At 64.8% G+C, this 12,027-nt stretch carries 9 protein-coding genes; all 9 read left to right on the top strand.

What is annotated here, in order from left to right; genetic code table 11:
- Window positions 1–2 precede the first annotated feature (2 nt).
- From flgK to AC2T4A_RS13755, 9 genes are read left to right on the top strand one after another with little or no spacing between them, the layout of a single operon-like run.
- Window positions 3–2,030: a flagellar hook-associated protein FlgK gene (flgK, locus tag AC2T4A_RS13715; protein ID WP_416745148.1), complete on the top strand. Its 2,028-nt coding sequence runs from the start codon at window positions 3–5 to the stop codon at window positions 2,028–2,030.
- A gap of 21 nt (window positions 2,031–2,051) precedes the next feature.
- Window positions 2,052–3,323, top strand: a complete 1,272-nt coding sequence (flgL, locus tag AC2T4A_RS13720) for a flagellar hook-associated protein FlgL (RefSeq protein WP_416745147.1) — start codon at window positions 2,052–2,054, stop codon at window positions 3,321–3,323.
- Between the two features lie 10 nt (window positions 3,324–3,333).
- Window positions 3,334–4,092 (top strand): class I SAM-dependent methyltransferase, encoded by a 759-nt coding sequence (locus AC2T4A_RS13725; protein WP_478377456.1) that lies wholly within the window; start codon window positions 3,334–3,336, stop codon window positions 4,090–4,092.
- A gap of 15 nt (window positions 4,093–4,107) precedes the next feature.
- Complete coding sequence (locus AC2T4A_RS13730; protein ID WP_486743515.1) at window positions 4,108–4,776, top strand: acetyltransferase; 669 nt, start codon at window positions 4,108–4,110, stop codon at window positions 4,774–4,776.
- Window positions 4,776–5,699: a hypothetical protein gene (locus AC2T4A_RS13735; RefSeq protein ID WP_486743516.1), complete on the top strand. Its 924-nt coding sequence runs from the start codon at window positions 4,776–4,778 to the stop codon at window positions 5,697–5,699. Before AC2T4A_RS13730 ends, AC2T4A_RS13735 begins: the two co-directional genes overlap by 1 nt.
- The gene (locus AC2T4A_RS13740) at window positions 5,696–6,634 is read left to right on the top strand and encodes a GNAT family N-acetyltransferase (RefSeq protein ID WP_478377459.1); all 939 of its coding nucleotides are present in this window, start codon (window positions 5,696–5,698) and stop codon (window positions 6,632–6,634) included. Before AC2T4A_RS13735 ends, AC2T4A_RS13740 begins: the two co-directional genes overlap by 4 nt.
- A gap of 2 nt (window positions 6,635–6,636) precedes the next feature.
- Window positions 6,637–7,053 carry a sugar 3,4-ketoisomerase gene (locus tag AC2T4A_RS13745; RefSeq protein WP_478377460.1) on the top strand — a complete coding sequence of 139 codons (417 nt, stop codon included), beginning with the start codon at window positions 6,637–6,639 and terminating at the stop codon, window positions 7,051–7,053.
- The gene (locus AC2T4A_RS13750; protein WP_486743517.1) at window positions 7,050–8,165 is read left to right on the top strand and encodes a DegT/DnrJ/EryC1/StrS family aminotransferase; all 1,116 of its coding nucleotides are present in this window, start codon (window positions 7,050–7,052) and stop codon (window positions 8,163–8,165) included. Before AC2T4A_RS13745 ends, AC2T4A_RS13750 begins: the two co-directional genes overlap by 4 nt.
- The gene (locus AC2T4A_RS13755) at window positions 8,162–11,875 is read left to right on the top strand and encodes a glycosyltransferase (protein ID WP_486743518.1); all 3,714 of its coding nucleotides are present in this window, start codon (window positions 8,162–8,164) and stop codon (window positions 11,873–11,875) included. The genes AC2T4A_RS13750 and AC2T4A_RS13755 overlap by 4 nt, the downstream gene beginning before the upstream one ends.
- Window positions 11,876–12,027 lie beyond the last annotated feature (152 nt).

Genomic DNA, 12,027 nt, shown 5'->3' on the forward strand with positions numbered 1-12,027 from the left:
CGATGAGCGATCTACTTTCCATTGGCCTGTCTGGCCTGCGTACCAGCCAGACGTCGTTGACGGTGACCGGCCACAACATCACCAACGTCAATACCCCCGGCTATTCCCGCCAGCAATCGGTGCAGCAGACCGGCATCCCGCAGTACAGCGGCGCCGGCTACATCGGTTCGGGCAGCCAGGTCGTGGACGTGCGCCGGCTCGCCAGCGACTTCCTGTTCTCCCAGGTGCGCACTGCCACCAGCCAGGCCAATGAACTGAGCGCCTTCCAGGGCCAGATCGAACAGCTCGATTCGCTGCTCTCCGACACCACTACCGGCATCAGCCCGGCGCTGCAGAAGTTCTTCGCCGCACTGCAGACCGCCGCCGCCAACCCTTCCGCCAGCGAAGGCCGCGAGGCATTGCTGGCCGAGGCGCAGGGCCTGTCGAAATCGTTCAATACCCTGTATGACCAGCTGGACAAGCAGAACAGCCTGATCAATCAGCAGCTCGGTTCGCTGGCCAGCCAGGTCAATTCCCTGGCCTCCAGCGTTGCCAGCTACAACGACGCCATCGCCAAGGCCAAGGCCGCCGGTGGGCAGCCCAACGACCTGATGGACGCCCGCGAGGAGACCATCCGCAAGCTCTCCGAGCTGATCGGCGTGCAGGCCGTGCCCCAGGACGACAGCTCGATCAACCTGTTCATCGGCACTGGCCAGCCGCTGGTGGTGGGCACTACCACGTCTTCCTTGCAGGTCGTGCCGGGCACCAATGACCCGAGCCGCTTCGAGGTGCAGCTGGTCAGCGGCAGCGCCACCCAGACCATCACCTCGCAGGTTTCCGGCGGGCAGATGGGCGGCTTGATCGCCTACCGTGACACCGCCCTGGACGCCTCGTACAACAAGCTGGGGCAGATCGCCCTGACCTTCGCGGACACCGTCAACAAACAGCTCGGCCAGGGCCTGGACCTTTCCGGCAACGCCGGCTCCAACCTGTTCGGCAACATCAACGACCCGAGCATCGCGCGCCTGCGAGTGCTGGCGCAGTCGACCAACACCGGCACGGTGGACGCCCAGCTGCAGATCACCGACACCAGCAAGCTGGGCGCCAGTGACTACCGCCTGGAGTACGACGGCAACAACTTCACCGCACGGCGGCTTTCGGATAACGCGCAGGTCAACGTCACGGTCAGCGGCACCGGGCCATACACCCTGAGCTTCGCCGACGGCAGCGGCGCGGACCAGGGCTTCACCGTGACCATGCCCACGCTGCCGCCGGCCGGCGATGGCTTCACCCTGCAACCGACCCGTCGCGGCGCTGCCGACATCAGCACCGTGCTGACCAAGGCCGACCAGCTCGCCTTCGCCGGCACCGCGCGCAGCGAAGCCACCACCAACAACCGTGGCACCGGCGCCATCGGCCAGCCCAAGCTCACCAGCGGCCCGTCGCCGATCAACACCGCCGACCTGCAGAACCTGTTCGGCGCCAATGGCCTGAAGCTGAGCTTCGATGCGACGACCAACAGCCTCACCGGCACCTTGCCGGCGGGCGCGACGCTGAGTTACGTGTCGCCCTCGACCACCGGCCTGACCTCCGGGCAGACCAACACCGTGCGTCTGGACTACACCGACCCGGGCACCGGCAACAGCTACCGTTACGAATTCACCCTGAGCGGCGCACCCCAGGCCGGCGACAGTTTCACCGTCGGCATGAACACCAAGGGTATCTCCGACAACAGCAACGCCCTGGCGCTGTCCGGCCTGCAGAGCAAGGCCACCGTAGGCGGCACCGGCAGCGCCGGTTCCACCTACAACGACGCCTACGGCGGTCTGGTGGAACGCATCGGCACCCTGACTGCGCAGGTGCGCAACAACGCCGACGCCAGCGCCACCGTACTCAAGCAGGCCCAGGACAACCGCGACTCGCTGTCGGGGGTGAACCTGGACGAAGAGGCCGCCAACCTCATCCAGTTCCAGCAGTACTACAGCGCTTCGGCCCAGGTCATCCAGGTCGCCCGCTCGCTGTTCGACACCCTGATCGGCGCGTTCCGCTGATAGCTGAGGAAGGAATCGACCATGCGCATCTCCACCATCCAGGCCTACAACAACTCCGTCGGCGGGCTGCAGAAGAACTACGGTAGCGTCACCCGCACCCAGGAGCAGATCAGCACCGGCAAGCGCATCCTCACCCCGGCGGACGACCCGGTGGCCTCGGTGCGTCTGCTGCAACTGAGCCAGGAGCAGTCGCTCAACGACCAGTACAAGAGCAACATCACGGCGGCGAAGAACAGCCTGACGTCCGAGGAATCGATCCTGCAGTCGGTGGGCAACGTCATCCAGCGCATCCGCGAGATTGCCGTGGAAGCCGGCAACGGCGCCCAGGACCCCAGTGACAAGAACGCCCTCGCCACCGAGCTGTCGCAGCGCGAAGACGAACTGCTCAACCTGCTCAACAGCAAGGACGCCAGCGGCAAGTACCTGTTCTCCGGCAGCCAGGGCGACACCCAGCCCTTCGTGCGCAACCCCGACGGCAGCTACAGCTACCAGGGCGATGAAAGCCAGCGCCAGGTGCAGATCGCCAGCAGCACCTTGCTGGGTATCAGCGACAGCGGCAAGGCACTGTTCGACGACGTCAACAACATCAACCGCGTGACTACCGGCGCTGCTGCCGCGAACACCGGCACCGGGCGCATCTCCCTCGGCCTGGTCAACGACAAACAGGCCTACGACGGCACCTTCCCGTCCAGCGTGCCGCCGGCCGCCACCGACGGCATCGGCATCCGCTTCATCGATGACAAGAACTACGAGGTCTACGACCTCAACGATCCGGCGCTGCCGGGCAGCTATACCCCGCTGAAATCCGGCGCCATCGACGACAACAGCCAGACCAACGACTTCATCGAGTATGCTGGGGTGAAGGTGCAGATCGACGGCAAGCCCGCGGCAGGGGATACCTTCAGCATCAACCGCGATCCCTCTACCGAGAAGAAGGGCCTGCTCAACGTCGTGGCCGACCTGCGCAAGGCGCTGTCCAGCGCGACCTCGGACCAGGAAGGCAACTACGCTATCCGTGACGCGACCGCCGTGGCCATCTCTAACCTCGACTCGGTGAACACCCAGGTCCTCTCCGGCCAGGGCAAGATCGGCGCGCGCCTGAACGTGATCGACTCCACCGAGACCTTCATCGACGACGTGAAGCTGGTAAACACCGGCGTCATCTCCGACCTGCAGGACCTCGACTACGCCGAAGCGCTGTCGCGGCTGTCGATGCAGTCCACTATCCTGCAGGCGGCGCAGCAGAGCTACGTGAAGATCAGCGGGCTGAGCCTGTTCAATTACCTCAACTGACGGATCGCCCATGGGTCAGGATCGCTTTGCCGGGTATCGCCAACTGGGCTTCGAGGACTTTCGCGAGCTGGCGGCGCGAGACGATCTGAGCCCGCATCAGAAGATCGGCTTCCCGGACGAGTACCGCGCCGGATTCGCCGACGCCATCCTGGAGGATGTACGGGCAAAGTTGCCCGCACTTCAGCGCGAGGGGGCGCGTATTCTCGACATCGGCGCCGGCTGCGGCGAGCTGGCTGAGCAGATGCAGCTGCAGGCCCGGCACCTCGGCCAGCAACTGTTGCTCAATGATTCCGCCGAAGTGCTGGCGGCGCTGCAGGACGTGCCCGGCAGCGAGAAGCAGCCGGGGCGTTTCCCTGATGAGCTGGGCGACAGGCTGCAGCAATGGCAGGGGAGCTTCGATGCGGTGCTCTGCTACAGCGTGTTCCAGTATGTGTTCGCTGAGGGGAGTCCTTTCGGCTTTCTCGACAGTGCACTGGCGCTGCTGGCCCCCGGCGGGCGTCTGCTGATTGGGGACCTGCCCAGTTCGGGCATGCTCCAGCGCTTTCTGGCTTCTGCGGCAGGCAGGCTCTACCACCGTCAGTACAGCGGGTGTGACGAGGACCCCGAAGTCCAGTTCAATCGCCTGCAGCCTGGCAAGATCGACGACGCCGTGTTGCTGGGATTGATGGCACGGGCGCGGGCGGCCGGGTTCGACGCCTGGCTGGTGCCGCAACCTGCTGCGTTGCCGATGGCCAATCGGCGCGAAGACCTGCTGTTCCAGCGTCCCTAAGCCAGGAGAGCGAGCGTGAGTCAGAAACTCGTCATCGCCGGCGATAGCGCCTTCGCCGAGATCGCCTACGAATACTTTACCCATGACTCGGACTACGAGGTCGTCGGCTTCACCGTCGAGCACGATTATCTGCGCAAGCGAGAGCTATGCGGCCTGCCGGTCGTGCCCTTCGAGGAGCTGGAAGCGCATTTCGCTCCGGCCGAGCACGCCTTCTTCGCAGCAGCGACCTACACCCAGCTCAATCGACTGCGCACCCGCCTGTACCTGGATGCCAAGTCCCGTGGCTATGCGCCTGCCAGCTATATCAGCTCGCGCGCCTTTGTCTGGCACAACGTCAAACTGGGCGAGCATTGCTTCATCTTCGAGAACAACACGCTTCAGCCCTTCGTCAGCCTGGGTGACAATGTCGTGCTTTGGAGTGGCAACCATATTGGCCACCACAGCGTCGTCGGCGACAACTGTTTCATCGCTTCCCATGCCGTAGTGTCGGGGTTCTGCGAGATTGGCGCGAACTGCTTCCTCGGTGTCAATGTCACGCTGGTGAACAACATCCGCATCGGTAACGACTGCCTGGTCGGCGCGGGTGCATTGGTGGCTAAGGATGTCCAGGAGGACAGCCTGGTGAAGACCACCCCCGGCAGCGCGGGTCCCAGCGCACGCCGCTATTTCAAGGTCAGGGAATGATGCGTTGGCGCAAGTTGGGATTGATCGCAGCGCCGCGCGTTGGCGACTGGGCCATGAGCCACGCGATGATCCCGACGCCGGTGCTGCTGGCGGACTGTATCCGTCTCTACCTGTCCTGCCTGGACGGGCAGGGTGTCGGCCGGCCTGGCTACGTCGAAGTGGCGCTCGACGATCCCACGCGGGTCCTGCATGTCTGCGCCGAGCCCCTGCTGGACGCTGGCCGGCCGGGCACCTTCGATGAGAACGGCGCAGTGGTGTGCTCGGTGGTTCCCGGCTCCGTGCCAGGCCGGTGGCTGATGTACTACGTTGGCTTCGAACTGGGTACGCAGATTCGTTATCGACTGCTCACCGGTATCGCCCTGAGCGACGATGACGGCCAGACCTGGCGCCGCTGGCGCGAGACGCCAGCGCTGGAGCGCAGCCCGCAGGAGCTGTTCTTCCGCTGTGGGCCATTCGTACAGCGCGAAGCTGGTGGCTACCGCATGTGGTACATCGCCGGCAGCCAGTGGACCCAGGTGCAGGGCAAGCCGATGCCGGTGTACGAGCTGCGCTACCTGGAGTCGCCCGATGGGCTTGCCTGGGGGGACACCGGCCAGCTATGCATGGCGCTCGATCCCCAGCGCGACGAGCATGGTTTCGGACGTCCCTGGGTCATGCACGAAGAGGGCCTCTATCAGTTGTACTATTCGATTCGTCGCGCATCGCTTGGAGCGTACCGACTGGGTTTCGCCACTTCCGTGAATGGCCTGGACTGGCAGCGTGACGATGCCGCGATGGGCCTGGACGTGTCCGCCGAGGGCTGGGACAGCCAGGCGATCATGTATGCCGCCGCGTTGCGCGTAGGCGAGCGTACCTACTGCTTCTACAACGGCAACGACTTCGGCCGCGACGGCATCGGCGTCGCCGTGCGAGACGACGCATGAAAGCCGTCCGCTACGACGCCAGCCGCCATCGCGGCCTGTGGGATGACGCTGTGCGCGCTGCACGCAATGGCGTGTTCCTGTTCCAGCGCGACTACATGGATTACCACGCCGACCGTTTCGAGGACTGTTCTCTGCTGTTCGTCGATGCTGACGAGCGCATCCGCGCCATCCTGCCGGCCAACCGTCAGGATGGAGTGTTGCACAGTCATGCCGGCCTCACCTTCGGTGGATTGCTGCTGGCGCCGGCAACCGGGCAGCAACAGGTGCTGGATATCTTCGAGTGCCTGCTGGACAGTCTGCCGCTGCTGGAGGTCAGTGAGTTGCGCTACAAGTGCATTCCGGCCATCTACCATGCGCGTCCCTGCGAAGAGGATCGCTATGCCTTGTTCCGCTTCGGCGCAGAGCGCTATCGGTGCGATCCGAGCAGTTGCCTGGCACCCGCCGGCCTGGACCTGTCGAGCCGTCGTCGGCGCGGTCTGGGCAAGGCTCGCAAGCAGGACTTGGAGGTGCGCGAAAGCGCCGATTGGCACGGCTTCTGGTCCGTATTGCGGGAGAACCTGGCCAGTCGTCACGAGACGGCGCCGGTGCACAGCGAGTCGGAAATCGAGCTGCTGGCTTCTCGATTCCCGCAAGCCATCCGTCTGTTCGGCTGTTTCTCCGGCGAGCGCTGGCTGGCTGGCAGCGTGGTCTACGACAGCGGTCAGGTGGCGCATGCGCAATACATCGCGTCCACTGCGCAGGGGCGCGAGAGCGGAGCCCTCGACCTGCTGTTCGCCACGCTGATCTCGGACGTCTTCGTTCGCAGACCTTGGTTCGACTTCGGCATTTCCAGTGAAGCCCAGGGACTTCGGCTCAACGGGGGGCTGATCGGCTTCAAGGAAGGCTTCGGCGCCCATACCATCGTTCATGAACTCCATTGCCTGAGGCGGGGCTGAGCATGTCCTTGCAACACGTACGCATCATCGACCTGCCGCGCATCCTCGATCCGCGGGGTAACCTGACCTTCATTGAGGGCGGCAACCATGTGCCCTTCGACATCCAACGCGTCTACTACCTCTACGACGTACCGGGCGGCGCCCACCGCGGCGGCCATGCCCATCGAGAGCTGCATCAGCTGATCATCGCGATGTCCGGCAGCTTCGATATCCTCCTCGACGACGGCAAGACCCGCTTCAAGTACCACCTCAACCGCTCCTACTACGGCCTGTACATTCCACCGATGATGTGGCGCGAGATCGACAACTTTTCCTCCGGCTCGGTGTGCATGGTGCTGGCCTCCGCAAAGTTCGAGGAAGCCGATTACTACCGCGACTACGCCGAGTTCCAGCACGACGTGCTCAGGAAATCGGCATGAAGGTACCGTTCCTTGACCTGCACGCCATCAACGCCCGCCACGAGTCGCGGATCAAGACGGCGATGGAGCGCTGTTTCGACAGTGGCTGGTACGTGCTCGGACGTGAGGTCCAGGCCTTCGAATCCGCGTTCGGCGACTACTGCGGTGGACGCAGGGCGGTGGGGGTCGGCAATGGCCTGGATGCACTGACGTTGGCACTGCGCGCCCTGGACATTGGGCCGGGCGACGAGGTCATCGTGCCCGGCCACACCTTCATCGCCACCTGGCTCGCGGTCACCGCCGTAGGGGCGGATCCGGTGCCGGTGGATGTCTGCGAACGCTCGGCGAACCTCGACCCGATGCTTATCGAGCGCGCGATCACGCCGCGCACCCGAGCGATCCTGCCGGTTCATCTCTACGGCCATCCCGCGGATATGCCGGAGATCCTGCGTGTTGCCCGCGCCCATGGGCTGGCGGTGCTGGAAGATGCGGCCCAGGCTCACGGAGCGCGGCTGCATGGCCACGTGTGCGGCAGCTTTGGCGACATGGCCGGCTTCAGTTTCTACCCCGGCAAGAATCTTGGCGCGCTGGGTGACGGCGGCGCGGTGGTCTGCGCCAACGATGCCCTCGCCGAGCGGGTCGAGCGCTTGCGCAACTATGGCTCGCGGGTGCGCTATGCCCACGAGGAACTGGGCTGCAACTCGCGCCTGGATGAGCTGCAGGCAGCCATTCTCAACGTCAAGCTCGATGCGCTCGATGCCGAGAACCAGCGCCGCCGGCAAATCGCCGCGCGTTACTCGAATGGGCTAGCCGATCTGACCGAGCTCGGGCTGCCGTGCACTGGCGAAGGCGCGGAGCCCGTGTGGCACCTGTACGTCGTGCGCAGCACAGAGCGCGATGCGCTGCAGGCGCACCTGGCTGCCCGGGACGTGCAGACCCTGATCCATTACCCCACGACTCCACACCATCAACCCGCCTACCAGGGGACTGCTGCGGCTGCCTGTGAGTTGCCGGTCAGCGAACGACTGGCCGCCAGCGTGCTGAGCCTGCCGATGGGTCCCCACCTCGATGACCTCCAGGTCGACCGGGTCGTCGATGTCATCCACCAGTTCTACGAGCGGCGTAGCGCATGAGTCAGCCCAAGGTCAGTGTCTTCATCCCATCCTACAACTACGAGCGCTACATCGCCGAAACCATTGACTCGATCCTTGCCCAGACCTGGCAGGACTGGGAGCTGGTGATCGTCGACGATGCTTCCACCGACGGCAGCCGGGCGTTGATCGAGCGCTACGTCCAGCGCTATCCACAGAAGATCCGCGCGCATTTCCTCGAACAGAATGGTGGTCAGGCGCGTTCGGCGCGGCTGGGGCTGCAGTTGTGTCGGGGGCGCTACATCTCCTTCCTTGCCGCCGATGACGTGGCGACACCGCAGCGTCTGGAGCAGGGCGTGGCCCTGCTGGACAGCAGGCCCGATGTCGCGGCCGCCTTCTCGAAGGTCGGCGCCATCGATGCGCAGGGCACGGAGCTCCCGGTGGAGACGGTGTTCAACAAGGAATTCAGTTCCATGCGGCAGGAGTTGCTCACGGGCAACTTCCTTTGCGCGACTTCCACCATCGCCCGCCGCGACGTGCTGCTGGCCGAGGGGGCCTGGAACTCCGAGCTGCGCGCGGTGGAAGACTACGACCTCTGGGTTCGCCTGCTGGCGCGGCATGAGCTGGTACGTGTCGATGATGTCTGGGTCAAGTACCGTCTGCACGACAGCAACCTGAGCAGCATCACCAACCTCGATGGCGTTCGTGCCAATGCGTGCTACGAAACGCTGATGGTGGCGCTTAGCGCCATCGATCTGTGGCCCATCGAGAAGATATTCGCCTTCGAGCATGCGCCAGGCACTGCCGGCCATGAGCTCGAAGTGGGGGCCGCCCGGTTGAGCCTGGCCCGGCATTGCCTGCGACTCGATCAGCAATACTGTGGCCGCCCGCTGCTGGGCACCGGCAAGGCTTATGCGTTGGCGCTGCAGGTTTCCCTGGCTACGCCAGACCACCCGGAGTTGCCGGATGTCTTTGCGGCCATCTATGCGGCACTCGGCGATCAGCCGCGTGCCGAGGGCGAGCGCTCGATGCTCGCTCGCGATTGGCTGGCGCAGGTCCGCCCCGAGACACCGCGCTTCAGTTATGACCGCTGGATCGCGGAGCGCGTGCTGGACGAAGCCGCGCCTGCGGTGGAGGCGCTGGTGCAGCGCCTGGTGCCGACCTTCGATTTCCGTATCGAGATTCTCTGCGTCGATGGCGCGGTGGAGGCAGTGGAGCGCACGCTCGCCAGCCTCACCCGGCAGCAGGGAAGCTTCAGGCTCGCGGTGCGCGTGCATGGCCTGGCGGAAGTGCCGCGGCGGGGCGGCGGGCTGTCCATCGAGTGCTGCCCGCGGAGCGAGGAGTGGATCGAGCGGATCAACGCAGGTCTTCAGGGTGCGCCTTCGGGCTGGCTGGTACTGCTGGAGAGCGGTGATCAACTGGCGGACCACGCATTGTTGCTGCTGGCCGAGCGCGCTCAGGCGGAGCCGGGCATGGCCTGCTGCTACTTCGACCAGGACCAGCTCGTGGACGGCGTACCGAGTGCGCCAGTGTTCAAGCCCGACTTCAACCTGGATCTGCTGCGCAGCTATCCCTACGTCGGCGCCTGCGTGGCGATCGATGCCAGGGCGCTGGCGGAACTGGGCGGCTTGAACCCGCAGCACGCTCACCTGGCTGCGGTGGACGTGTTCCTGCGCGCGGCAGAGGCCAAGGGCCTGGACAGTGTCGGCCACATCGCCGAAGTGCTGGTCCACGGCGCTCGCTCCCTGGGGCAATGGCTGACCGGCGAAGGCCTGGTCGCCGAAGTACCGAGTGTCGTGTCTGCACACCTCCAGCGCCTGGGTGTGCCGCATCGCATCGAGCCGGGCGTGCTGCCAATGATCAACCGGGTCACCTATGACTATCCGGAGCAGCCGCTGGTCTCCATCCTCGTGCCCACCCGCGATCAGTTGCCGCTGCTGCGGCGCTGCGTGGAGAGCTTGCTGGAGACGACCCGCTACCGGAACTACGAGCTGCTCATCATCGACAATGACAGCCAGGACGCGGATGCCGTGCAGTGGCTGGCCGGCATCGATGCCTTGGATAGCGAACAGGTACGTGTGCTGCGTTATCCACAGCCGTTCAACTTCTCCGCGATGAACAATTTCGCCTCGCGGCGGGCACGGGGCGAGTACCTGGTGCTGCTGAACAACGACACCGCAATCATCGACGGCGGCTGGCTCGACGCACTGCTCAATCATGCGCGGCGGCCGGAAGTCGGCATAGTTGGCGCTAAGCTCTACTATCCCGACGGGCGCATCCAGCATGGCGGCGTGGTGCTGGGTCTGAACGGCCCGGCGGATCATCCCTTCATTGGTGCGGAGCACGCTGCGCCCGGCTACATGCACCGCCTGCTGGTGGACCAGAACTACAGTGCGGTCACGGCGGCCTGCCTGATGATTCGCCGCAGCCTCTACGAGGAGGTGCAGGGGATGGACGAGATCGACTTCAAGGTCTCGTACAACGATGTCGATCTCTGCCTGAAAGTGCGCGAGGCCGGCTATCTAGCCGTGTGGACACCCTACGCGGAGGTCCTGCACGAGGGCAGCGTCAGTCAGAAGCACATAGATCCGGCGAGCCAGGCGCAAAAGGTCCAGCGCTTCCAGGGCGAACAGCAGACGATGTACCGCAAGTGGTTGCCGCTGCTCGCGCGCGACCCGGCCTACAACCGCAACCTGAGCCTGGGTCGCGCAGGCTTCGAGGTGGAGCTGACCCGCAACCTGGCCTGGCAACCATTCAGCCAGCCGCTGCGCCCGCGCGTGCTGTGCTATCCCGCCGATCAATTCGGCTGCGGACATTACCGCGTGCGCCAGCCTTTCCAGAGCCTGCTGCGGGAGGACATGATCGAGGGGGCGCTGAGCGAGAACCTGCTCGATGCGGTGGAACTGGCCCGGTTCGAGGCTGATGTCGTGGTGTATCAGCGGCAGACCTCGGATACTCAGCTGGCGTCGATCGAGCGGATGCGCGGCCTGACCGGTGCCTTCTGCGTCTACGAACTGGACGACTACCTGCCCAACCTGCCGATGAAGAACCTGCACCGCGACGAGATGCCCAAGGATGTTCTGCGCTCGTTGCGTCGCGCGGTATCGATGATGGATCGCTTCGTGGTATCCACCGTGCCACTGGCGGAAGCTTTCGCTGATCTACATGCGGATATCCGCGTGGTGCCTAACCGTTTGCCGGTGGACTGGTGGAGCGGACTTTCCAGCCAGCGCCGGGTCGGTCGCAAGCCCCGTGTCGGCTGGGCCGGTGGGGTAGGGCATACCGGCGATCTGGAACTGCTCGCCGATGTGGTCCGCGACCTGTCTGGTGAGGTGGAGTGGGTGTTCTTCGGCCATTGTCCCGACAAGCTGCGGCCTTACATCCACGAGTGGCATCCGGGTGTGGCCATCTCGGACTACCCGGCGCGGCTGGCAGCATTGAATCTGGACCTCGCCCTGGCGCCGCTGGAGCAGAACCGGTTCAACGACTGCAAGAGCAACCTGCGCCTGCTTGAGTATGGCGTCCTCGGTTTACCGGTGATCTGCAGCGACATCCTGCCGTACCGTGGTGACCTTCCGGTTACCCGGGTGAAGAATCGCTACCGCGACTGGGTGGATGCAATCCGCATGCATATTGCCGATCTGGATGCCACGGCCCATGCGGGCGATGAGCTGCAGGCCGTCGTGCGGCGCAACTGGATGCTCGACGGCCAGAATCTGACGGCCTGGGCGAAGGCCTGGCTGCCGGACTGACTCACGCCACGGCGAAGCTGCAAGGCCCAAGGGAAACCCTGGGCCTTTTTTCATTTCAGCCGCGGAAGCGCCTCGGGTGCAGAGGACCGTCTAAAGGAATGCCCGCGGCGGTCGATCCATTGGGGGCGACGCTGCAGCAAGCCGGATTCTGT

The sequence above is a fragment of the Pseudomonas sp. PVC-3-1 genome, assembly GCF_057444315.1.

Excerpts from the sequence above, each read along its gene's own strand:
- AC2T4A_RS13750 (WP_486743517.1), top strand. The coding sequence starts at position 7,050 with ATGAAGGTACCGTTCCTTGACCTGCACGCCATCAACGCCCGCCACGAG.
- AC2T4A_RS13745 (WP_478377460.1), top strand. The coding sequence starts at position 6,637 with ATGTCCTTGCAACACGTACGCATCATCGACCTGCCGCGCATCCTCGAT.
- AC2T4A_RS13725 (WP_478377456.1), top strand. The coding sequence starts at position 3,334 with ATGGGTCAGGATCGCTTTGCCGGGTATCGCCAACTGGGCTTCGAGGAC.
- AC2T4A_RS13735 (WP_486743516.1), top strand. The coding sequence starts at position 4,776 with ATGCGTTGGCGCAAGTTGGGATTGATCGCAGCGCCGCGCGTTGGCGAC.
- flgL (WP_416745147.1), top strand. The coding sequence starts at position 2,052 with ATGCGCATCTCCACCATCCAGGCCTACAACAACTCCGTCGGCGGGCTG.
- AC2T4A_RS13755 (WP_486743518.1), top strand. The coding sequence starts at position 8,162 with ATGAGTCAGCCCAAGGTCAGTGTCTTCATCCCATCCTACAACTACGAG.
- flgK (WP_416745148.1), top strand. The coding sequence starts at position 3 with ATGAGCGATCTACTTTCCATTGGCCTGTCTGGCCTGCGTACCAGCCAG.
- AC2T4A_RS13740 (WP_478377459.1), top strand. The coding sequence starts at position 5,696 with ATGAAAGCCGTCCGCTACGACGCCAGCCGCCATCGCGGCCTGTGGGAT.